Below are 21,404 nucleotides of genomic sequence, written 5' to 3'. Positions count from 1 at the left end.
GTCAAAATGAAAATTCGTATCAAGATAATACACAAAGTGAGAGAGAAAAGAAAACAGGCGGTCATATTTCAATAATTTTTTGCAAAAAAATCACAAAATATGACCGCTTGTCTTTAGAATTTGACTGTATGCCCGTAACTTTCAATGATTTTTTGGATACGCTCTAAATCCTCTTTAGGCGGTGGCATTACCCCTTCCAGCTCATATTTATAGCCTAAGGTTTCCCATTTGTGAGCCCCTAAACGATGATAAGGCAGAAGTTCCACTTTCTCAATGTTATCCATTCCTTGAATAAACTGCCCTAAACGATGGGCAGAATCATCGTCATCAGTATAACCCGGCACGACCACATAGCGAACCCAAGTCGGTTTATTTAATTTGTGCAGATAACGGGCGAAATCAAGGGTACGCTTATTCGATACCCCGACTAAATCTTGGTGAACTTCATCATTGAGCTGTTTTAAATCCAGCAAAACCAAATCGGTCACTTCAAGCATTTCATCAACCACCGGGCTATAATGGCGAACAAACCCATTGGTATCTAAGCAGGTATTAATGCCCTCCGCTTTACAGGCACGGAACCAATCCCGCACAAACTCCATTTGCAGCACCGCTTCCCCACCCGAAGCCGTGACACCACCGCCGGTCGCTTTCATAAAATGCTTATAAGTCGTGACTTCTTTCATCAGCTCTTCAACCGTAATTTCTTTGCCACCATCAAGATCCCAAGTATCACGATTATGACAATATTTGCACCGCATCAAACAGCCTTGCAAGAACAGAATAAAACGAATCCCCGGTCCATCTACCGTACCGCAGGATTCGAAAGAATGGATACGTCCAACAACAGACATTTGTCACCTCAACCCTCAAAAAATTTTGAGAAATTGTAGCAAATTTTTATGTTGTTCGCAGAAATAAATCACGCCGGTATATTTTAAGAAAGGAGAAATTCATACTATTTTTTGATCTCTTTCAGAAAATCAATAAATAACGATTTTTGCGTTTGGGTTAATTCCTGCCAATAGCGGTCGGCTTCATCGCTGTTCCAATCAAACCCTTCCATACAATCGGCAAAAAAGTAGCTAATCGGTGTTTTCAAAAAGGTCGCAATCGCCACCAAATGTGCCACATTGATCTTATTCGCCCCTCGCTCATAGCGTGAAAGCTGCGGCTGGGAAATATCCACATACTCTGACAGCCTTTCTGCCGAATACCCCATTTCTCTACGTTTTTGTTGAATGCGTTGACCTATTAGCCGATCTATGTTACTTGGCACAAACTTTGCCATAACTATACTCTCTAAAATTATTCATTAATTGCATATTCTTAGAGTTTTTTATGCTTGCAAGAAGAAACATAAAGGATTAAAATTTTAATAAATTATTCATTTATGGTGTTATCTATGAGAAATTTAATTCCTATATCTAAAACAGAATTTCCAACATCTCCTGTTTGTTATCCTTTCGATGATAGTGGCTTAATATTCAGTTGGGGGAATTTTTGGTTACAGTTACAAAAAAATCCCTTGCCAATCTATGCCAAAAGAACTAGCGATTCTCCTTTAAAATACCTTTATTCTCTTTCAGTTTTCGAACGTAGGGATATTAACCCAAAGGCATCTTTACTTCCGATTGCTATAGCTACATTAGAACAAATGAATGTAGAACATCCAAATAATAAACAAATAGTAGAAATATTAGGAAAAAATCCACCAATAATGATAGGACTATTTTTTAACGGTCACAGATATAACTGTGGTGAATTATCTGTCGATATCTTACCTGAAAGTGAGATCAGCTCTTTTTTAGGAGAAGTTATAGCTGATTATATTAATTTTACAGGTGAACAAAAATATATTGGAAATATAGAACAAGCTTATGGTCATCCTGATACAGGACTACCTAAAAAAGAGAAAAAAAAAAGGATTTTTCACAAAATTATTTGGATTATAGGAGTTTTTATTATGCTTTCATTTATCACATTAGCCATTGCTTATTTTATTGAACCAAGTTCTACTTCATTCTTGGTTGCATTACTTATTGGTTCTATTTTAGGAAATCTGATACAAGGCTACCCAAGCAGTATTATTCCAGAAGGAATAGCAGTATTTATTCTTGCTCCAGCAATTTATACTTATTTTCAACCAGAAAGTTTTATTAGATTTCTTGGATTTAGTATGGGTGTTTATATTATTGCATTCGTGATACGTTTTGGAATAGATATTTTACTTGGATTATTCTTTTCACTATTTGCAAAAGGAAAATAAAAGATGTCTGATAAAATTTTAACATCTTGGAATCCAGCTATCCGTTGGTTATTACTTCCTTTTATGTGCATTATATGTCCATTTATATTATATATAATTGCTAGTATATTTGTGGGATTCGATGAAGGAAGATTATTTCGAGTCGGTGCTGGTTCCTATGAAATCACCAGCTTTGATACCTATTTCTATGAATGTTTAAGAAGCATTATCTTTAGTTCGGGTTTTATACTTCCAATTATCTTTTTAGCTCCCAGCCATACAAAAACTACCATCAATGTAGTAAGAACTCTAATGTTTATTACTTTCATTGGTATATTTATTTGGTTTTTATCACTTGATCTAAATTTTGGCTTTTGAGGTATGCTTAAACTTACAGGGTATTTTATATGCCTTTGTCTAGGTTTATTTGTTGATAAGTTTTTTGATATTGAAGATTAAGTAGGAATACTATGTTCAATTTTAACCAACAAAATCCCAATGTAAAAATTGCAATCATCTTAGGTATTAGTCTTATATTTTGTGTAACTATATATTCTATAGTAAATGCTACCTTTCGGAAAACAGATACAACTCGTTGTGTTGATGCATATCTTGAAGATCATAAATATGCCTCTAAACTAGAAGCCTATAAAAAATGTCGTTATTTATTGAAACGATAGTTTTTAATTAACTTTTTAATATAAGGATAGCTAATGAAAAAATATCTACTGAGCCTAATTGCTTTTACTCTCTCTACCCAAGCCCTCGCCTGCGATGAAGATTACGGTCAGGGTCAACGTTACTCTACAGGTTACTATCTTAAAAATGGTAAGCTAACCAAAAGCAAGGTAGAAAATTGTTCAAATGGAATGCAAGAACAGAGCCATACTTTTGATGATGTTACTATGGTAAGTTTTATCAATATAAACTTAGCTATGACAACAGGTGGAAATGGCTATCAAACTGATGTTTATATCAATGGGAAAGAAGCAAAAGAAACCAAACGCTTAAAAGGAATTCCTACTAACTTTAGAGGGCAGTGCTATCAGCCCAAAGCTAAAGGTGTAAAACAAGTTTATTGTATTTAGCTCTCATTTTAATAAACAGCCCAATTCAGGGCTGTTTTGCTTTACACTTCAAACCTCATCTTTAAAAAATCGACTTTTTTAAACCTATTTTGGCGATATGTTTACGCCATCAACATATCAAGCGAATATGTTTAAATTTTTGCAATTTTTAAAGCTATTTCGACCGCTTGCAAGCGGTTATTTTTAAAGAACTTTTTGCCAAACGCCTTGCGGCAGTAGATAAACCTCTTTTTCTGCTTTTTCCCCTTCGCCGACAATATGTCCAATACCGCTTGTCATTACCGCAAGGGTAACGTCAAAGGCGTTGATACTATCGCCGTAACCTGCCGTGAGGTTAAACATAGAGCCATCAGCCAGCAAGTAAATCGTTTTATCTCCGACTCGGTAAGCATTCACATAGGGAATAGGCTCGCTCATCGGGTACTGTTTTAAGAAAGGTACATCAATTTCTTCTGCAACGTGTCCGACATTTAAAATAAATAAACCTGATTTTGCTTGCTCAAGTAGCTTGCCACTCAATACATTTTTTGCCCCTGTTGCAGTGACAATCACATCAGCAATTTTTACCGCTTCTGCTAATGGCATTACTTGCCAACCGTCATATTCGGCTTGTAATGCACGAGCTTTATCAATTTCAGCAATAATCACTTTTCCGCCATAGGCTTTGGCTGATGCTGCAACACCTTGTCCAACTAAGCCATAGCCAATTACGACAACGGTTTTCTCGTGTAAACTTAAATGGGTAGTATTAAAGAAAGTATGCCACGCCGTTAAACCTACCATATGGCGGTTATGTAAGCCCTCTTTTACGGGTAAGTCGTCCCAGTTAAAAATGGGGTAATTTGGCTTCAAGCCATTTAAACGATTCACGCCTGATCCGGTTGCTTCTAAACCTGCTTTTACCGCTGTTTTTAAACCTTTAGAGTGGATTAATGAGGTTAAATCTGATCCCATCTCACATAAATGAGTTGGTTGCCAATCAATCGCTTTTTGAAAACTGTCGTGCCAATCCGAGTGTGACATATTTCGCCAAGCATAGGCTTCTGCTCCTTGCTCCACTAAATAGGCTACAACATCATCTTGTACGGTGGTTGGGTTGCAAGTGGTTAAAAACACTTTTGCCCCTTTATCTAGCAAACCTTTCACTAACGGAGCCATTTTCAAATCTAAGTGCATATTGCACGCCAAGCGGACGTGAGATAAATCAGGTAAAGCCTCAACAGCCGCACGTGTACGGGTCATATGTAGTGTTGCCCAATTTAATTCAGCAGAAAAATTTTGATACATTAAAGAAACCTTATATAAACAAATTAATAACATATTGGAATTATACGCTATATTTAAATTTTTGCATTTTTTAAAACTATTTCGACCGCTTGCAAGCAGTCGGTTTTTCTGAAAACTTTGCAAACCTAGCCAGCGTGGTACTTGGCGGCGACCTCTTTTACCAGTAAATCGAAATCGCTTTCGTAGGTGAGATCTTGTTTAACTCGGTATTTTTCAAATTCGCTGAGGGCGAAAGATTTAGCGATTTCAGCGGTAACTTTGCCAGCATCTTGTAAGATTTCTCGGTCGGTGGCGGCAAGAAAGCGGTTGAGGCGGGTTTCCCAATCTGCCATTGTCATCGGAATTTGTCGTTCTGCCATATCTTCTGCCATATCCAAATAGGCTGAGACCAGCCGTTGTAATTGTGCCAATTCGTTATCCGATAAATAATTTTTGGCAACCACTACATCGAAAGGGTAAATTTTGCCTTGCGGAGCGTCTTTCCAATTCGTCAGCCACATATTTGGTTTTTCAGCGTTGGCTCGTGCCATAATCAGTTCGGCGGCGGTGTGTCCGTGAATTGCCCAATGGAGCTTGTTCTGCACGGTCGCAAAAAAACGCTTGGTGGCGGTTGCAGTGCGGTCGTAGTCCACGGCAGTGGCGTAGATGTCAGTAATTTTCTGGTAGAACTTGCGTTCGGATAAGCGAATTTCCCGAATCCGGGCAAGCTGTTCTTCAAAGTATTTTTTGCCCAAAATCGTGCCGTCATTTTTCAGCCGTTCATCGTCCATCGCAAAGCCTTTAATCGCAAAACTCTGCACAATTTCGGTCGCCCATTTGCGAAACTGCACTGCTCGCTCGGAATTGACTTTATAACCCACCGCAATAATTGCCGACAGATTATAATGCTTGGTGTGGTAGTTTTTGCCGTCTTGGGCAGTTATCCAAAAAAATTGGATAACTGAATTTTCAGCTAACTCATTGTCACTAAAGATTTTTTTGAGATGATAGCTAATGGTTCGTACATCAACATCATACAACACCGCCATCATTTTTTGGCTGAGCCAGACATTTTCATCGGCGTAAATGGCATCAGCCTGGCTTTCGCCGCTGGCTGTAATAAAAGTGAGGTATTCCGCCACAGAGGAACGAATTAAATCTTGCTTAGACATCTCTTTCTCCCATATAGAATACTGTAATTATAAACAATATTGTAAGAGCTGTGTCAATGAATAGCCAATTTTTCGAGCGAGATCACAAAAAAACCGCTTGCGGCATAAATGCTACAAGCGGTTGATTATTACTCACAAAATTGTTTCCAATTTTGTTCGCTCCTACGGAGCCGTCGGCAAAGCCAACGTTCAAAACGCAATGCGTTTTGTGGCTAAAAGTTTTGCAAATTGCTATTACATACTTTCAGTAAAGGTACGGGTAATTACGTCCATTTGTTGCTCTTTAGTTAAAGAGTTGAAACGTACCGCGTAACCTGATACACGAATGGTTAATTGTGGATATTTCTCTGGGTGTTCTACCGCATCTAATAATGTATCGCGATTTAATACGTTCACATTTAAGTGCTGACCACCTTCTACTGTTGCTTCGTGGTGGAAGTAGCCATCCATTAAACCTGCAAGGTTACGTTTTTGTGCTTCGTAATCTTTACCTAACGCATTTGGTACGATTGAGAAGGTATAAGAGATACCATCTTTCGCATACGCAAATGGCAATTTAGCCACAGAAGTAAGTGAAGCAACCGCACCTTTTTGGTCACGTCCGTGCATTGGATTCGCACCTGGTCCAAATGGTGCACCGCTACGACGACCATCTGGGGTATTACCTGTTTTCTTACCATAAACCACATTAGATGTGATAGTAAGTACAGATTGAGTTGGCGTTGCATTGCGGTATGTGTTGAGTTTTTGAATTTTTTTCATAAAACGCTCAACTAAATCGACAGCAATTTCGTCTACACGGTTATCATTGTTACCAAATTGTGGATATTCGCCTTCAATTTCAAAGTCAGTCGCCACGTTTTTCGTCACACCAACAACTTCACCCGCTTTGTTTTTAATTTCAATATCACTACGAATTGGTTTTACTTTCGCATATTTAATGGCTGAAAGTGAGTCTGCTGCAACCGATAATCCAGCAATACCACACGCCATCGTACGGAATACATCACGATCGTGAAGAGCCATTAATGCTGCTTCGTATGCATATTTATCGTGCATAAAGTGAATGATATTTAACGCCGTCACATATTGGGTTGCTAACCAGTCCATAAAGCTGTCTAAGCGAGTCATTACATCATCGTAATCTAAGTATTCACTTGTGATTGCTTCAGATTTTGGCCCTACTTGATCGCCTGATTTCTCATCAATACCGCCATTGATTGCGTATAATAAGGTTTTCGCTAAGTTTGCACGAGCACCAAAGAATTGCATCATTTTACCGACAATCATTGGGCTTACACAGCACGCAATCGCATAGTCATCGTTTTGGAAATCAGGACGCATTAAGTCATCGTTTTCATATTGTACTGATGAGGTATCAATAGAAACTTTCGCACAATAACGTTTGAACGCATCTGGTAATTGCTCAGACCAAAGAATCGTTAAGTTTGGCTCTGGCGAAGGCCCCATTGTATAAAGCGTGTGTAAAATACGGAAACTGTTTTTCGTTACTAATGTACGACCATCTAAACCCATACCTGCTAAGGTTTCAGTTGCCCACATTGGGTCACCTGAGAATAATTGATCGTATTCAGGTGTACGCAAGAAGCGTACCATACGCAATTTCATTACTAAGTGGTCGATTAACTCTTGGGCTTCTTGCTCGGTAATTTTGCCCGCTTTTAAATCACGCTCGATATAAATATCTAAGAATGAAGATACACGACCGAATGACATTGCCGCACCGTTTTGTGATTTAACTGCTGCAAGATAAGCAAAATAAGTCCATTGCACCGCTTCTTGTGCGTTGGTTGCAGGGCCTGAAATATCAAAGCCATAGCTTGCCGCCATCTCTTTCATTTTGCCTAATGCACGGTGTTGCTCGGCAATTTCTTCACGTAATTGAATGGTTGCTTGAATATCTTCACCCGATTCTAAACGAGCCTGTAATGAAGCAAACTGACGTTGTTTGTCTTTCATTAAGAAATCTGCACCGTAAAGAGCCATACGGCGGTAGTCACCAATGATACGACCACGACCATAGGCATCTGGTAAGCCTGTAATTACGCCCGATTTACGGCAGCGTAAAATATCTGGAGTGTAAACATCAAATACACCTTGGTTGTGAGTTTTGCGGTATTCAGTAAAAATTTGCTCTACTTCAGGTTTTAATTCACGGCGATAAACTTTACAAGAACCTTTTACCATATTGATACCACCAAACGGCATAATGGCACGTTTTAATGGTGCATCAGTTTGAAGACCCACGATTTTCTCTAATGATTTATCAATATAACCCGGTGCGTGTGAAGTAATGGTTGATGGCGTGTCGCAATCAATATCGTACGGTTCGTGCGTTTTGTTTTCTACTTTGATCATTTCCATTACATCTGCCCACAATTTACTTGTTGCAGGTGTTACTTCAGCCAGAAAAGATTCATCGCCTTCATAAGGTGTGTAGTTTTTTTGGATAAAATCACGCACATTTACTTCAGTTTGCCAATCGCCACCGGCAAAACCTTCCCACGCTTTTTGTTGAGCGTCTGTTAATTGAGTCATTTTAAGTCCTCTATGTTAGTAAGTTAAAACGGGAAAGCGGTTAATTTTTGGTAAAATTTTGCAAAAATTTGACCGCTTGATTCTAAAATCTAGTGCTTTCTAATGTATAAGAACCACTGCATTAAACCAATAAAAAACACACCACCAGCAATATTGCCCAGTGTGGCTGGAATCAGGTTCTTAAAAACAAAGTGATACAAATCTAAATCCGCAAATTGTGCAGGATCAACATTAATTGCCGTCCAAAATTCAGGACCGGCAAAGTGAGAAATTGTAATTCCCATTGGAATCATAAACATATTTGCCACGCAGTGTTCAAAGCCTGAAGCAACGAACATTGCAATCGGCAACATCATAATAAAGGCTTTATCGGTTAGGCTTTTACCTGCGTAAGACATCCACACCGCAATACATACCATAATGTTACAAAAAACACCTAAGCAAAATGCCTCAAACCAAGCGTGATGAATTTTATGCTGTGCCGTATTTAAAATAACCAAGCCCCATTGCCCTTTCGCCGCCATAATCTGACCGCTAAACCAAATCAACAATACAATGGAGATTGCCCCCACAAAATTACCGAAATACACCACTACCCAGTTTTTAAACATCTGTAACCAGTTAATTCTTTGGCTCGCTCTGGCTACAATCGTAAGTGTTGATGAGGTAAAAAGTTCTGCCCCAAACACTACACACATAATCACGCCGAGTGAGAATACCAAACCGCCAATTAGTTTCGCCATACCCCAAGGCATTTCGCTCGCACCCACTTGGGTTGTAGTATAAAATACGAATGCTATTGCAATAAAACCGCCCGCAGTAATGGCAGAGAGAAAGGAATATAATTGATTTTTTGTTGCTTTATAAACCGCACCATCTTCTGCGATTTTTGCCATTTCAGCAGGAGAAAACATCAGACAACCTTAACAATGAGAATTGAAAAACCGATATATTATGTAGAAATTATAGACCTCTTCAGTTCATCTTTAAATAAAATCTTACACAATCAGAGGTACTTCTACCCATTTTTTTGACATAGAACAAAATCCTCTAAAAACATAACATTTAATAAAATTTAAGCAAACAAAGTTTTAACAAATTAACAATAAATTTATGACAGAATATCTGGCTTCATTTTTCAGTTTGTTTTTCTCTGAACAAAATCAACTCATCACAATGTTTTTGAGTGGATTACTCAGCTCAACTCTATTGCCAGGAAATTCTGAAATTATTTTTACCACCCTTGCCAGCCAATACATCGTTACAAATGAAATACCAACTTCTTCGCTAACTGCTTTGGTCATTGTTGCTACCTTAGGAAATAGCTTGGGAAGCTTAATTACTTATGCAATGGGCTTATTACTGCCCCGTCCGAAAAAAGCAGACAATCGTTACACCAAATGGGCATTAGAAAAAAGTAAAAAATATGGCGTTTTAGTCTTGCTTTTTAGTTGGCTACCCATTGTTGGCGATATTTTCTGCGGTATTGCAGGCTGGCTCAGGTTTAGCCTTTGGCAAAGCATTATTTTGATTATGATTGGCAAGCTATTGCGATACCTCTTTCTACTGGCAACGCTCTACCCTGTTTTGAAATATTTTTTATAAAGAACAAAGCGGTTGTTTTTAGTAAATTTTTTACTAAAAACAACCGCTTGTATTTGGCTATAAAGCTCTTAACGCCTCGATATGTTTTTCTAACGGCGGGTGGCTCATAAATAATTCTTTACCACGTGTGCCGTTAATCATAAATGCGGCAAGAGAACCGTGTAATTCTTGTGGCTCATGGATACGTTGTAAACGTTGTAAAGCTGCAATCATTTTCTCTTTACCCACTAATTGAGCTGAGCCTGCATCTGCACGGAATTCACGTTGGCGAGAGAACCACATTGCAATCATTGTAGCTAATACACCGAAGATCATCTGTAACGCAATATCCACAACCCAAAACACTAATGTGTTGGTGCTTGAGTTACCGTTTTCGTCACGAGAACTTGCCGCAGCGGTTGAAATAATACGAGCCAAGAAAATCACGAAGGTATTTAATACACCTTGTAACAATGTCATTGTTACCATATCGCCATTCGCAATGTGTGCTACTTCGTGTGCCACAACCGCTTCCGCTTCATCTTGGGTCATTGAGTTAAGTAAGCCTGTACTTACCGCAACTAATGAATTCTTTTTCGTTGCCCCTGTTGCGAATGCGTTTACGTCTGCTGAGTGGTAAATTGCAATGTCCGGCATCGGGATATTTGCTTGCTGTGCTTGGTGTTGAACGGTATTGAATAACCATTGCTCTGCTTCATTACGAGGCTGTTTAATGACCTCTGCACCAACAGAACGTAATGCCATTGATTTAGATAAGAACAATGAAATTAAAGAACCACTAAAACCAAACAGTAAAGAAAGAATTAAAATGCCGCCAACACTTTGACCTTGAATGCCGGTTACATTAAAAATAATGTTTAAAACGATTCCTAAAACAAAGGTGATCGCTAAGTTAGTTAATAAAAATAGAATGACACGTTTTGCCATAATCTGTTAAGTCTCCAAAAAATAATAGATGCACTAATGCCTAATTAAGATAATGATTTTGTCAGCTAATTCAAGAGTTTGTTCACAATTATTCCCACAAATTTAACTGTTTATTTACTTTTTTCTCAGAGAAATGCACATTTAGCCCGATTAATCGGATTTTTCGCTCATTTCTACGCACAAATATTTGCTCTAATAATTCTTCAAACCGCGGGTAGGAAAAACCTTCTGTAGTCCGTTCAAGCGTGGTTTGAGTAAAGTCATCAAATTTAAGTTTTAAGCCTAATTTTTTAAATTCAGATAATGGAGTATCAGGAACATTTCGCTGAATCCTAAATGTTAATTTATCAAATAGTTCTGCAATAACAAACTTAGCTTGTTCAAGCGTCCAAATATCATCAAGTAGCGTGTTTTCCACCGCTAATGATTTTCTTCGGCGATAAGGCTCTACTGCTCTTTCGTCTATGCCGTGACTAAAATCCCATAGCCGTTGCCCAAATTTACCAAATTCACGGTAAATCATCGCTTTCTCTGTTTGCTGAATATCGCCACAAGTTTCAAAACCGAGCTGTTTTAGCTTTTCATTGGTTACTTTGCCCACGCCGGGAATTTTTGCAAGCGGTAGATTTTTCACAAAATTTTGCACATCATCAGGCTTTATTACAAATTGTCCGTTTGGTTTATTTTGATCGGAGGCGATCTTTGCTAAAAATTTGAGTGGAGCAACGCCAGCAGAGGCGGTTAATTTTAGTTCATTGAAAATATCGTTCCGAATCGCCTGTGCAATCCAAGTGGCAGAGCCTGAATGAAGCTCGCAGTCGCTTACGTCTAAATAAGCCTCATCGAGCGAAAGGGCTTCAATCACATCAGTATAACGGTGAAAAATTTCGTGGATTTGTGCAGAAACCGCTTTATATAACGGCATATTAACAGGCAGCAACACTAAATTCGGGCATTTTTTCAAGGCGGTTGCGGTTGCCATTGCACTGTGCAGACCAAATTTTCTCGCTTCATAATTGCAAGTGGCTAGCACGCCTCGCTGATTCGGACTTCCTCCTACCGCAATAGGTTTTCCTACCAACGAAGGATTTTCTCGCATTTCTACCGCAGCATAAAAGCAGTCCATATCAATGTGAATAATTTTCCGTTGAAATTGAGTTGCCATCTGCAAAATTTTCCCTAAAAATGACCGCTTACAGCCAAATAACTGTATATAAAAACAGTTTTATTTTATGCCCTTATTGCTACAATTTCAAGTTTTAAATCAATACAAATAATAAGGATAAAAAATGCTCTACGGTTTAGCCATTGTGCTGATTCCGCTTTTTCTCGGCTACTTAATTAGGGTTAAAAATCACCGCTATATGGCAATCGTCAATAAAGTGGTGAATATCTGCCTTTACCTGATTTTATTGGTAATGGGGATCTCACTCGGGCAAATTGATAATATCTTGACTGAGCTCCCACAAATCGGTGGAATGGCATTTAGCTTACTTGCTATTTTGCTCCTCGCCAATATTGTAGGATTAATCATTTATGACAAACTACAACCAATGAAAAGAGAGCTAGTCAGCCAAGACGAACTCCCTTCTCGCCTGCATCTATTGCTCGACTCTTTAAAATTAATCGGGGTAACATTACTCGGTGGCATTATCGGTTATTTCACAAAAGGTACGGTAGATTTTCCTTTACACTCAAGTACTTACATTTTAGAAGTAATGATTTTCGGCGTAGGGATTCAGCTTCGTAATAGTGGTATTCCCCTGCGTGAAGTATTTTTCAACAAACGAGGCATTTATACCTCTCTTGTGATGGTCGCAAGCTCACTGGTTGGCGGTGTGATCGCATCATTTGTACTGGATTTATCTCTTGCTAAAGGCTTAACCCTTGCTTCCGCATTTGGTTGGTATTCACTTTCGAGCGTGCTAGTTAATGATGCTTGGGGCCCAATTTACGGTAGTATCGCCTTTTTTAACGATATTTCCCGTGAAATTTTATGCCTATTTTTAATTCCTATTTTTATGAAAAGATTTCCCTCTACGGCTGTAGGGCTTGGTGGTGCAACTTCGCTAGATTGTATGCTCCCTATCATTCAAAAATCAGGCGGTATTCAAATTGTGCCATTGGCAATTAGTTTTGGGTTTATTGTTAATCTCGCTGCACCATTATTAATGGCAATTTTTATTGTGCTAGAGGGTTAAACTGCCGAAATTCCGCCCCCATTGGCTTGGGCTAATAAAATGTTTAGCTTTAAAATGTTGGCGGAAAGAAATAGCCGTTTGAAAGCCGATTTGTTCCGCAATTTGCTCTATATTCAAATCACTGCTTTCTAACAATTCCCGACCTTTTTGTAATTTTGTCTCAATTAGCCATTCTCCTACCGCCATACCTGTTGCTTTACGAAAATGGCGAGTAAATGTGCTGCGGCTCATTGCTAAACGTTCAGTCAGTTCATCGATAGTATGGAGACTATCTAAATTTTCCCTTAGAAAATCCAGTAGTTGATTAATAGTTTGATTATTGGTTCGCATTGCAATCGGCTGCTCAATAAATTGTGCCTGCCCACCTTCTCGATGAGGAGCAGAAACCAGCATTCTGGCTAAACGATTACTTATTTTCACACCGTGAAATTTTCGTAAAATCGCCAAGCAACAATCTAGACTAGCCATTGAACCCAGAGGTAATTAATCTGTCTTGCTCAACATAAAGGGTATTTAAATCTAATTTCACTTGTGGAAAACACTGGCTAAAATCTGCCTCTGCAAGCCAATGTGTTGCCGCCGTTTTGCCGTTTAATAAACCGCTATAAGCCAACGCATAAGTGCCATAGCACAGCCCTATAATTGTTGCACCACGCTGATAGTTTCGTTGTAAAGCATCTCTAAATAGAGAACTAGGTGGCGTATCCAGATCCGCCCAACCTGCAATAACAATCAGATCAGCTTCATCAAAGTAATTTAGATCCTCATCAGCAGAAATGGTAATTTTTCCACCATTTCCGACCGCTTGTAGCTCTCCCTCCGAAACCATTTTGCATTCAAAAAGTGGCAATCCGTCTATCTCCGACATAAAAATCATTTGTGGCGGCACAAGAACAATCGGATTGAAATTTGGGTAAAGTACGAAAGCAACTTTAGGTAAATACATCATTTTCCCCTAACAAATAAAATTGACCCAATTCTTTCGATTACTGCTCTAAGAGTCAATATTTCTTACTGCTATTTTTGCCGATAATAGCCTCTATCAACAAGCGGTCATTTTTTATTAAAATTTTACATACATAAAAGGAAACACAATGAAATTAAAAGCTACTCTTGCTTCCCTCACGTTAAGTTCAATGCTTATCAGCACAGCAAATGCTGAGATCAGTTATCAACATATTCGTAACGCTACGGCAAAAATAACTTATGGCGATGCCACTTTTTTAGTTGATCCTTACTTAGCTGAAAAAGGTAGATATGCAGGTTTTGCCGGCACTAAAAATAGTGAGCAACGCAACCCACTAATTGAGCTTGCAGAGCCTGTGGAATCAATATTAAAAGATATTGATGCGGTTATAGTTACGCACACTCACGATGATCATTGGGACGAAGTGGCTCAAAAGCTGATTGATAAAAACTTACCAATTTTTGTGCAAGATGCGATGTATTCCAACCCAGCTTTAGCTGAATTATTAGGTAATGCAATGGGTGTTGTATTCAAATCTGAAAATGAGAAAACCCTTTATATTGTAGGCGATACTATTTGGAATGAGCAGGTAGAAACGGCATTAAATCAACATAAACCTGAGGTGATTGTAATGAATATGGGACACGCAGAATTAGCAGACTCTTCTAATAGCATTATTATGGGTACGAATGATGTAGCAAAAATGGCAGAAGTGATGCCAAATGCCTCAATTATTACCGTACATATGGATACTGTAAATCACGGCAAAACCAGCAAAGCCGATATGCGAGCTTTCATCAGCGGCAAAGCATTTGAAAAACGTGTTGCCGTACCAAATGAAAGTGAAGTATTAAAATACTAATATCATTTCTAGTCATAACAAGCGGTCATTTTTACTCAACTTTTTGCAAAATTTTGCTAAAAAACGACCGCTTATTTTAGTGCTATTCTGCTTTCATTAGCTGACTCAAATTCAAGTTTTCCAATGCTAGGAACTGACTGCGAGCTAAATGACAAAGTTCTATCATTCTTTCTGCCTGCGGGATCCCAAATCCATCACTTCCCTTCAAAATACGCCAATTTATCCCGATAAAACGAGCCTAAATAATAAGTGTTGCCAACTGGTAAAACGGTAGAAACGCCAAATTATCAGGGGTGATGGTGGTGATGTGATAATCTTTTAAACAGTCAAACGACATCATCTCGCCACAAGTTACCGTCTGCGAACCTGCGGTAACGAGCTTATCGCCCGCCCAATGCAGATTATCAAACACGCCATAATTAAGCCGTGTGGTGGCGACCACTTTGGCAGGATTGGGGTGCAAGCAACAGCAAGCGTGGCAAGGGTTAGGGCAAGGACGGTGGTGGTGAGTTTTTTCATCAATTTTCTCTTTTGCTTGAATAGGATAAGCGTATTATAAGGTTTAATTTTTTAAAATTTGAATGGCGAAAAATGGGAAGGTGGTTTTCGGATTTGGAAATTTTAATTTTCAGGCTGTCTGAAAATAATTTTGCAAAATTTAGATAAAAAACCACCGCTTTTAACCCAATAAAAACGGTGTTTAAAACCTATCTAAAATCCCCCATCAACTCATCAATCAATTCTTTCACGCTTTTGATTTTGTTAATTTGTGAAATGCCATTGCCCACCGACACATAACCATTATCAAAATCGCCTTCCAGCATACCCAAACGCATTCCTGTGCCAGCGTTCATCACTTTGGCGATTTCAGAGCGATTTTCCCCGTTTTCGCTCATTTCAAAGCATTTTTTGGCAAGTTCGGTTGGCAAAGAGCGGTAATAATACGGCTCGGTGCGGAACAATAACAAATCATTAGCCGTTGCACTGACAATCCATTCTTTGACTTTTTCGCTTGCTCGGCACTCTGTCGTGGCTATAAACGCTGTGCCAACCCATACGCCTTCCGCCCCCAAGTTTAAGGCTGCCTGAACACTGCGTTTGTCGGCAATCCCACCCGCCAGCATTATCGGCAAATCCACCTTACCGACAAATTCCGCCAAAACGCTAAAACTGCCCACTTCTTTCATCGGCAAAGTACCGCCTTCATCAAAGCCTGTCAGAACCAAAATATCTGCTCCCAGATCTTGTGCCTTTAAAGCGTCCGCCAAATTAGGGTTAGGCAGGCGGCAGATGATTTTAATCCCAGCTTGTTTGAATTTGGTATAAATCTCTTTATCAAGCCAACCATTATCCAGCACCACAGGTACACGCTCTTCAATCAGCAAATCTACCATTAACGGAATCAGCGAAAAATCGTAAGACAAAATAAACGGCACGCCAAACGGCTTATCGGTCAAGGCTTTGACTTTGCGGATTTCGTTACGCATACGCTCTAAAACTTCATCGCTTGAAGTGGGGTTGGTCGTCTGTCCTGCGTGTGGGGCTAAAAAGCCCAGTCCGCCAGCCTCCGCCACGCTTGCCACAAGTTTTGCATCGGTCAGCCACGACATTGGGGCTTGGATAATAGGGTGCTTGATATTTAAAATTTGGGTAATGCGGTTCATAACATTGCTCTTTTGGATAAATAGATAGAGGTATTATAGGGTTTTGGATAGGGAATGAGAATGACGAAAAATGGGAAGATGGTTTTCGTATTTGGAAAATTTAATGATTGGACTGACTTAAAAAATCATTGAAAAATGAAAGGTAAATTGATTAAAATAACCCAATCTTATCAAAAGCGAAAACTCTATGAACCTCAACACCCTCCCCCTATTCACCCACATTATCCAAACAGGCTCACTTTCTAAAACTGCCGAGCAGACAGGCGTGCCGATTGCCACCATCAGCCGTCAGATTGTGGAGCTTGAAAAATCGCTGGGCGTACAACTGTTTGACCGCCACAAAACAGGGGTCAAGCCGACAATGGCGGGGCAACAGTTTTATGAACAAATTGCGTTAAGTGTGGATAACCTAACCCAAATCGCCCAACATTTTTCTGCCGAGAGTAGCGAGCTGACAGGCAAATTACGCATTTCTACGGTAACCGCGATGAGCGAAGTGTGGGATTTGCTTGATGAGTTTTGCGTGTTAAATCCAAAGGTTAGTGTGCATTTGGAAGTTACCGACCGTGTGCTGGATTTGGTGGAAGATGGCATAGATTTTGCCTTTCGGGTAGGCGATTTGCATACAGATAGCGTGGTTGCCAGACCCTTATTTACCACCCAAACCAAGTGGCTCTCCCACCCCAAACTTTTGGCGCAATTTGGCACGCCCAAGACTTTGGCGGATTTAGCCAAGTTTCCCCTTGTCGGCTATGCCAAATCCGACCAAAAATTGTTACGCATTCCCAATGGCAAAAAAACACTGGAACTGCCATACACTTTTGCCAGCAATGATGTTTATGCGATACAAAATGCGATAAAAAATGGTCGGGGGATTGGAATGCTTTCGCACACAATGGCAAATCGCTTGATTGAGGAGTATGGCTTGGTTGAGATTTTGGCGGATACGACAAAGCCTGATTTTACCGTGCATTTACTCTATGTTAAACACCGCCATCAGTCGGCTTTAATGCGGGCGTTTTTGGATTTTGTTAGTACTAAATTCTAAAAAATAAGGTGGGATAAACCCACCTTATTTTTTGTCATAATTTATTGCAAAATTACATAGAAATTCGCGCCATCACGCACAATGTTGAGTGCAACTACAGATGGTTTTGAATCTAAAATTTTGCGTAAATCAGCAATATTTTCTACCGAGTGGCGGTTTACGCCAATGATGATATCGCCTTTTTTGAGGCTTCTCATTTCTGCTATTGAGCCTTTTTCGATATTAGAAATTTCAACGCCTTTAATGCCTTTCGCATTGTAGTTATTGAATTCTGCTCCTTTTAATGCAGGAATAATGTTTGAAGCGGTAGTTTTAGCTTCCGAATCGGATTGTAACGTCACTTTCGCTTTGTCTTCTTTGCCATCACGCAAGTAGGTTAATTCAATCTCTTTACCCACACCAGAAGTAGCCACTTTCGCTCTTAATTCACTGAAACTGCGGATTTTTTGACCGTTGATTTCAGTAATCACATCGCCTGCTTTAAAGCCTGCTTTAGCAGCGGCAGAATCTGGTAATACTTCACTAATGAAAGCCCCTTGTTGGGTTGAAATGTTAAACTCTTTGGCAAGATTTGCATTTAGCTCACCGCCTTTAATGCCTAGCATTCCACGTTTTACTTCGCCAAATTCAATAATTTGAATTACAAGGCTGTTTGCCATATTACTTGGAATGGCAAAAGCGATACCTGCATTGCCACCACTAGGGGAAATGATTGCAGTATTGATACCGATTAATTCCCCTTTTAAGTTAATTAATGGGCCGCCTGAATTACCCTGATTTACCGCAGCATCAGTTTGGATATAGTTTTCATAGCCTTCATCTGATTTACCTGTTGAACGACCTAACGCAGAAACAATACCAGAGGTTACAGTTTGCCCTAAACCGAACGGATTACCGATAGCGACGGTAAAATCGCCCACTTGTAGTTTGTCTGAATCTGCAAATTTAATTTCAGTTAAGTTTTTCGGATTTTCAACTTGGATTAATGCAACATCTGAAAGCGGATCGCTTCCAACTAATTTTGCGTTAAATTCACGTCCATCTTCCAGTTTTACCGTCATCTTGTCTGCATTATCAATAACGTGGTTATTGGTGATGATATAGCCTTTTTCTGCATTAATGATTACACCTGAACCTACGCCACGAAAGTTGCGAGGGGCTGATTGACGATCACCGAAGAAATCGGCATTCGGACCGAAGAAAAATTCAAATTCAGGTGGAATATCACGGGTGCGGCGAGAATTGCCTTTTGTTTTACCTTCAACGGCAATGCTGACTACCGCAGGTTGTACTTTTTCTAACATTGGGGCAAGACTAGGCACGGCTTGACCATCAACTGCTGTTGGTAATGCAGCTTGTGCAATCATTGGCATTGCTGCAATACTTGAGCCTAAAACTAATGCGGTTAAAAATGATTTTTTGAGTGTTTTATTCATATTGTGTATATTCCTCATATCCTATGTTTTTTATAATCTACGAGTGAAGTCGCTCGTGTTTACTAAGACAAGCCCTTTTTTTGTCAGTTCATCAATTTGCAAAATTTTTCTAAAATCATACCGCTAGCAAAGCAAAGTTTTGTCATCTTATTAAAAGTTTTTTGACATTCGCTGAAATTTGATAGACCATACATTACTTTTATTAATATGAGTCCTATATTTGATGTCTAGAGAAAATTTGGTTGAAGTAAAGCACTTAACCTTCAAACGAGGGGAGAGAGTGATTTATGACAATCTCAATTTGCAAGTGCAAAAAGGCAAAGTAACTGCCATTATGGGGCCGTCTGGAATCGGTAAAACCACCTTGTTACGTTTGATTGGCGGGCAAATTTTACCTGAATCGGGTGAGATCTTGTTTGATGGTAGAGATATTTGTAAAGCGAACAACAAAGAACTTTACGAAATTCGTCAGCGAATGGGAATGTTGTTCCAATCTGGGGCGTTGTTTACCGATCTTTCTACTTTTGACAATGTGGCTTTCCCGATTCGAGAGCATACCCGTTTACCCGAAGAACTTGTTAGAAAATTAGTGTTGCTGAAACTTGAAGCAGTAGGGCTTCGAGGTGCAGCAAATTTAATGCCATCTGAATTATCTGGTGGTATGGCACGTCGTGCGGCACTTGCTCGTGCGATTGCACTTGATCCTGATTTGATTATGTATGATGAGCCTTTCACTGGGCAAGATCCGATCAGTATGGGCGTGATCGTGGAATTGATCAAAGAACTAAATCAAGCCTTAAATCTCACCTCTATTGTGGTATCTCACGATGTGAAAGAGGTGTTAAGTATTGCTGATTATGCCTATATTGTGGCGGATAAACGTATTATTGCGGAAGGTACACCAGAAATGTTGTTAGAAAGCCAAGATCCGCAAGTGGTACAATTCTTATCGGGTAAAGCAGACGGGCCGGTACGTTTCCACTATCCTGCAAAAGATTACACGGAGGAGCTATTTAATGGTTAATTTTATTAGCTCTATTGGGGCTTTTGTGATTAATTTTATCCGTACACTCGGGCGTTCAGCCTTTATGTTGTGGGGAGCATTAATCGGTAAGCCTGAATTTAGAAAACATACTCCATTGCTGATTAAACAACTTTATGTGCTAGGAGTGCAATCACTTTTAATTATTATGCTCTCAGGCTTATTTATTGGTATGGTATTAGGCTTGCAAGGCTATGTAGTATTAGTTGATTTTGCAGCGGAAAGTAGCTTAGGTACGTTGGTTTCCCTATCGTTATTGCGAGAACTTGGGCCAGTGGTTACTGCATTGTTATTTGCAGGGCGTGCAGGTTCGGCATTAACCGCAGAAATTGGCTTAATGAAAGCAACAGAACAACTTTCTAGCCTTGAGATGATGGCAGTTGATCCCTTAAGACGAATTATCGCACCACGCTTTTGGGCAGGTGTGATCTCAATGCCGATTTTAGCAGCCATTTTTACGGCGATTGGTATTTGGGGCGGCTCACTTGTTGGCGTAGATTGGAAAGGCGTTGATGGCGGTAGTTTCTGGTCGGTAATGCAAAACTCGGTTAATGCTAGTGATTTAATCAACGGCTTTATTAAAAGTGTGATTTTCGCTTTTGCTGTAGTTTGGATTGCATTATTTAACGGCTATGATTGTGTACCAACTTCAGAAGGTATTAGCCAATCAACAACAAAGACAGTGGTAAATGCTTCACTTGTGATTTTAGGATTAGATTTTATTTTAACTGCGATTATGTTCGGCGGTTGATTTTAGTAAAAGGAACAGACAATGCGTCAATCAATTAAATATGAATTCTGGGTAGGATTATTTGTACTACTAGGGTTAGCAGCTCTTGTCTTTTTAGGCTTAAGAGTGGCAAATGTACAAGGATTCTCAAGTGAGAAAACTTACACGCTTTATGCAACTTTTGACAATATCGGTGGACTAAAGGTTCGTGCACCTATTAAAGTTGGAGGTGTAGTAGTAGGTCGAGTAGCTGATATTTCACTCGATAACAAAACCTACACGCCAAAAGTAGCCTTAGCTGTGAATGAAAGTTTTAACAAAATTCCGGACACCAGCTCACTTTCAATTAAAACCTCTGGCTTATTAGGTGAACAATATGTTGCGTTAAATGTCGGCTTTATGATTGAAGGCGAAACCGCAATAATGAAAGAAGGCGATACTTTTGTAGATACAAACTCTGCAATGGTATTAGAAGATTTGATTGGTCAGTTCTTATATGGTGATAAAAAGCCAGATAAAACTGAAGATGAAAAAGCGATTGATTCTGCCCCCATCGCAGAATAATCAACTTAACAATAACCTCTAATTT

Annotated in this window: 23 protein-coding genes; 10 read left to right on the top strand and 13 right to left on the bottom strand. The window is 39.4% G+C overall.

The window, feature by feature from the left end; translation table 11 throughout:
- Positions 1–113: 113 nt before the first annotated feature.
- Both pflA and ACERCG_RS02875 read right to left on the bottom strand, forming a co-directional pair.
- Positions 114–854, bottom strand: coding sequence for a pyruvate formate lyase 1-activating protein (pflA, locus tag ACERCG_RS02880; protein WP_044426939.1), 741 nt, complete (start codon positions 852–854; stop codon positions 114–116).
- A 104-nt stretch (positions 855–958) separates the two neighbouring features.
- Positions 959–1,291 (bottom strand): helix-turn-helix domain-containing protein, encoded by a 333-nt coding sequence (locus ACERCG_RS02875; RefSeq protein WP_373610573.1) that lies wholly within the window; start codon positions 1,289–1,291, stop codon positions 959–961.
- A 114-nt stretch (positions 1,292–1,405) separates the two neighbouring features.
- On the opposite strand from ACERCG_RS02875, the gene ACERCG_RS02870 reads away from it, so the two are divergent.
- The 3 genes from ACERCG_RS02870 to ACERCG_RS02860 all read left to right on the top strand — a co-directional run bounded on the left by ACERCG_RS02870 (position 1,406) and on the right by ACERCG_RS02860 (position 3,336).
- Positions 1,406–2,269: a hypothetical protein gene (locus tag ACERCG_RS02870; RefSeq protein WP_373610572.1), complete on the top strand. Its 864-nt coding sequence runs from the start codon at positions 1,406–1,408 to the stop codon at positions 2,267–2,269.
- 3 nt (positions 2,270–2,272) lie between these two features.
- The gene (locus ACERCG_RS02865; protein WP_373610571.1) at positions 2,273–2,626 is read left to right on the top strand and encodes a hypothetical protein; all 354 of its coding nucleotides are present in this window, start codon (positions 2,273–2,275) and stop codon (positions 2,624–2,626) included.
- 335 nt (positions 2,627–2,961) lie between these two features.
- Positions 2,962–3,336: a hypothetical protein gene (locus ACERCG_RS02860; protein ID WP_373610570.1), complete on the top strand. Its 375-nt coding sequence runs from the start codon at positions 2,962–2,964 to the stop codon at positions 3,334–3,336.
- A gap of 183 nt (positions 3,337–3,519) precedes the next feature.
- Here the strand turns inward: ACERCG_RS02860 and ACERCG_RS02855 are convergent, their stop codons facing one another.
- The 4 genes from ACERCG_RS02855 to focA form a co-directional block, all read right to left on the bottom strand.
- On the bottom strand, positions 3,520–4,623 hold the full coding sequence (locus ACERCG_RS02855; protein ID WP_373610569.1) for an adenosylhomocysteinase: 1,104 nt from the start codon (positions 4,621–4,623) through the stop codon (positions 3,520–3,522).
- A gap of 125 nt (positions 4,624–4,748) precedes the next feature.
- Complete coding sequence (locus ACERCG_RS02850) at positions 4,749–5,774, bottom strand: virulence RhuM family protein (protein WP_373610568.1); 1,026 nt, start codon at positions 5,772–5,774, stop codon at positions 4,749–4,751.
- Positions 5,775–6,008: 234 nt separating this feature from the next.
- Entirely contained in the window at positions 6,009–8,333 is a 2,325-nt protein-coding gene (gene pflB / locus ACERCG_RS02845; RefSeq protein ID WP_373610567.1) for a formate C-acetyltransferase, read from the bottom strand.
- Positions 8,334–8,422: 89 nt separating this feature from the next.
- The gene (gene focA, locus ACERCG_RS02840; protein WP_373610566.1) at positions 8,423–9,247 is read right to left on the bottom strand and encodes a formate transporter FocA; all 825 of its coding nucleotides are present in this window, start codon (positions 9,245–9,247) and stop codon (positions 8,423–8,425) included.
- Positions 9,248–9,446: 199 nt separating this feature from the next.
- Between focA and ACERCG_RS02835 the strand changes: the two genes are divergently transcribed.
- Positions 9,447–9,938 carry a YqaA family protein gene (locus ACERCG_RS02835; RefSeq protein ID WP_373610565.1) on the top strand — a complete coding sequence of 164 codons (492 nt, stop codon included), beginning with the start codon at positions 9,447–9,449 and terminating at the stop codon, positions 9,936–9,938.
- 57 nt (positions 9,939–9,995) lie between these two features.
- On the opposite strand, the gene htpX is transcribed toward ACERCG_RS02835, so the two are convergent.
- Both htpX and dinB read right to left on the bottom strand, forming a co-directional pair.
- Positions 9,996–10,865 (bottom strand): protease HtpX, encoded by an 870-nt coding sequence (htpX, locus tag ACERCG_RS02830; protein ID WP_373610564.1) that lies wholly within the window; start codon positions 10,863–10,865, stop codon positions 9,996–9,998.
- Between the two features lie 88 nt (positions 10,866–10,953).
- A complete protein-coding gene (gene dinB / locus ACERCG_RS02825; protein ID WP_373610563.1) occupies positions 10,954–12,030 on the bottom strand; it encodes a DNA polymerase IV in 1,077 nt (358 codons plus the stop codon).
- A gap of 124 nt (positions 12,031–12,154) precedes the next feature.
- Here dinB and ACERCG_RS02820 point away from each other — a divergent pair, with 124 nt between their 5' ends.
- Positions 12,155–13,066, top strand: coding sequence for a lysine exporter LysO family protein (locus tag ACERCG_RS02820; protein ID WP_373610562.1), 912 nt, complete (start codon positions 12,155–12,157; stop codon positions 13,064–13,066).
- On the opposite strand, the gene ACERCG_RS02815 is transcribed toward ACERCG_RS02820, so the two are convergent.
- Entirely contained in the window at positions 13,055–13,534 is a 480-nt protein-coding gene (locus ACERCG_RS02815; protein WP_373610561.1) for a helix-turn-helix domain-containing protein, read from the bottom strand. The genes ACERCG_RS02820 and ACERCG_RS02815 overlap by 12 nt on opposite strands.
- Positions 13,527–14,015 carry a DJ-1/PfpI family protein gene (locus ACERCG_RS02810; protein WP_373610560.1) on the bottom strand — a complete coding sequence of 163 codons (489 nt, stop codon included), beginning with the start codon at positions 14,013–14,015 and terminating at the stop codon, positions 13,527–13,529. Before ACERCG_RS02810 ends, ACERCG_RS02815 begins: the two co-directional genes overlap by 8 nt.
- Before the next feature lie 145 nt (positions 14,016–14,160).
- Here ACERCG_RS02810 and ACERCG_RS02805 point away from each other — a divergent pair, with 145 nt between their 5' ends.
- The gene (locus tag ACERCG_RS02805) at positions 14,161–14,895 is read left to right on the top strand and encodes an MBL fold metallo-hydrolase (RefSeq protein ID WP_373610559.1); all 735 of its coding nucleotides are present in this window, start codon (positions 14,161–14,163) and stop codon (positions 14,893–14,895) included.
- Positions 14,896–15,133: 238 nt separating this feature from the next.
- Here the strand turns inward: ACERCG_RS02805 and ACERCG_RS02800 are convergent, their stop codons facing one another.
- Positions 15,134–15,358 (bottom strand): hypothetical protein, encoded by a 225-nt coding sequence (locus ACERCG_RS02800; RefSeq protein ID WP_373610558.1) that lies wholly within the window; start codon positions 15,356–15,358, stop codon positions 15,134–15,136.
- Between the two features lie 244 nt (positions 15,359–15,602).
- The gene (locus tag ACERCG_RS02795; protein ID WP_373610557.1) at positions 15,603–16,559 is read right to left on the bottom strand and encodes an NAD(P)H-dependent flavin oxidoreductase; all 957 of its coding nucleotides are present in this window, start codon (positions 16,557–16,559) and stop codon (positions 15,603–15,605) included.
- 187 nt (positions 16,560–16,746) lie between these two features.
- On the opposite strand from ACERCG_RS02795, the gene ACERCG_RS02790 reads away from it, so the two are divergent.
- Complete coding sequence (locus ACERCG_RS02790) at positions 16,747–17,607, top strand: LysR family transcriptional regulator (RefSeq protein WP_373610556.1); 861 nt, start codon at positions 16,747–16,749, stop codon at positions 17,605–17,607.
- Positions 17,608–17,648: 41 nt separating this feature from the next.
- On the opposite strand, the gene ACERCG_RS02785 is transcribed toward ACERCG_RS02790, so the two are convergent.
- Positions 17,649–19,043: a Do family serine endopeptidase gene (locus ACERCG_RS02785; RefSeq protein WP_373610555.1), complete on the bottom strand. Its 1,395-nt coding sequence runs from the start codon at positions 19,041–19,043 to the stop codon at positions 17,649–17,651.
- A gap of 223 nt (positions 19,044–19,266) precedes the next feature.
- Here ACERCG_RS02785 and mlaF point away from each other — a divergent pair, with 223 nt between their 5' ends.
- Genes mlaF through mlaD form a run of 3 tightly spaced genes read left to right on the top strand, consistent with a single transcriptional unit; the run spans position 19,267 to position 21,379 of the window.
- The gene (mlaF, locus tag ACERCG_RS02780; protein WP_373610554.1) at positions 19,267–20,067 is read left to right on the top strand and encodes a phospholipid ABC transporter ATP-binding protein MlaF; all 801 of its coding nucleotides are present in this window, start codon (positions 19,267–19,269) and stop codon (positions 20,065–20,067) included.
- Entirely contained in the window at positions 20,060–20,836 is a 777-nt protein-coding gene (gene mlaE, locus ACERCG_RS02775) for a lipid asymmetry maintenance ABC transporter permease subunit MlaE (protein WP_373610553.1), read from the top strand. Before mlaF ends, mlaE begins: the two co-directional genes overlap by 8 nt.
- Positions 20,837–20,857: 21 nt before the next feature.
- Positions 20,858–21,379, top strand: coding sequence for an outer membrane lipid asymmetry maintenance protein MlaD (gene mlaD / locus ACERCG_RS02770; protein ID WP_373610552.1), 522 nt, complete (start codon positions 20,858–20,860; stop codon positions 21,377–21,379).
- Positions 21,380–21,404 lie beyond the last annotated feature (25 nt).

The sequence above is a fragment of the Mannheimia sp. E30BD genome, assembly GCF_041807785.1.
Taxonomy (GTDB): domain Bacteria; phylum Pseudomonadota; class Gammaproteobacteria; order Enterobacterales; family Pasteurellaceae; genus Mannheimia.
This window is presented reverse-complemented; position numbering and strand designations above follow the sequence as displayed.

Bases quoted from the DNA above. Each gene is read 5' to 3' on its own strand.
- pflA (WP_044426939.1), bottom strand. From the start codon at position 854: ATGTCTGTTGTTGGACGTATCCATTCTTTCGAATCCTGCGGTACGGTA.
- ACERCG_RS02875 (WP_373610573.1), bottom strand. From the start codon at position 1,291: ATGGCAAAGTTTGTGCCAAGTAACATAGATCGGCTAATAGGTCAACGC.
- ACERCG_RS02870 (WP_373610572.1), top strand. From the start codon at position 1,406: ATGAGAAATTTAATTCCTATATCTAAAACAGAATTTCCAACATCTCCT.
- ACERCG_RS02865 (WP_373610571.1), top strand. From the start codon at position 2,273: ATGTCTGATAAAATTTTAACATCTTGGAATCCAGCTATCCGTTGGTTA.
- ACERCG_RS02860 (WP_373610570.1), top strand. From the start codon at position 2,962: ATGAAAAAATATCTACTGAGCCTAATTGCTTTTACTCTCTCTACCCAA.
- ACERCG_RS02855 (WP_373610569.1), bottom strand. From the start codon at position 4,623: ATGTATCAAAATTTTTCTGCTGAATTAAATTGGGCAACACTACATATG.
- ACERCG_RS02850 (WP_373610568.1), bottom strand. From the start codon at position 5,774: ATGTCTAAGCAAGATTTAATTCGTTCCTCTGTGGCGGAATACCTCACT.
- pflB (WP_373610567.1), bottom strand. From the start codon at position 8,333: ATGACTCAATTAACAGACGCTCAACAAAAAGCGTGGGAAGGTTTTGCC.
- focA (WP_373610566.1), bottom strand. From the start codon at position 9,247: ATGTTTTCTCCTGCTGAAATGGCAAAAATCGCAGAAGATGGTGCGGTT.
- ACERCG_RS02835 (WP_373610565.1), top strand. From the start codon at position 9,447: ATGACAGAATATCTGGCTTCATTTTTCAGTTTGTTTTTCTCTGAACAA.
- htpX (WP_373610564.1), bottom strand. From the start codon at position 10,865: ATGGCAAAACGTGTCATTCTATTTTTATTAACTAACTTAGCGATCACC.
- dinB (WP_373610563.1), bottom strand. From the start codon at position 12,030: ATGGCAACTCAATTTCAACGGAAAATTATTCACATTGATATGGACTGC.
- ACERCG_RS02820 (WP_373610562.1), top strand. From the start codon at position 12,155: ATGCTCTACGGTTTAGCCATTGTGCTGATTCCGCTTTTTCTCGGCTAC.
- ACERCG_RS02815 (WP_373610561.1), bottom strand. From the start codon at position 13,534: ATGGCTAGTCTAGATTGTTGCTTGGCGATTTTACGAAAATTTCACGGT.
- ACERCG_RS02810 (WP_373610560.1), bottom strand. From the start codon at position 14,015: ATGATGTATTTACCTAAAGTTGCTTTCGTACTTTACCCAAATTTCAAT.
- ACERCG_RS02805 (WP_373610559.1), top strand. From the start codon at position 14,161: ATGAAATTAAAAGCTACTCTTGCTTCCCTCACGTTAAGTTCAATGCTT.
- ACERCG_RS02795 (WP_373610557.1), bottom strand. From the start codon at position 16,559: ATGAACCGCATTACCCAAATTTTAAATATCAAGCACCCTATTATCCAA.
- ACERCG_RS02790 (WP_373610556.1), top strand. From the start codon at position 16,747: ATGAACCTCAACACCCTCCCCCTATTCACCCACATTATCCAAACAGGC.
- ACERCG_RS02785 (WP_373610555.1), bottom strand. From the start codon at position 19,043: ATGAATAAAACACTCAAAAAATCATTTTTAACCGCATTAGTTTTAGGC.
- mlaF (WP_373610554.1), top strand. From the start codon at position 19,267: ATGTCTAGAGAAAATTTGGTTGAAGTAAAGCACTTAACCTTCAAACGA.
- mlaE (WP_373610553.1), top strand. From the start codon at position 20,060: ATGGTTAATTTTATTAGCTCTATTGGGGCTTTTGTGATTAATTTTATC.
- mlaD (WP_373610552.1), top strand. From the start codon at position 20,858: ATGCGTCAATCAATTAAATATGAATTCTGGGTAGGATTATTTGTACTA.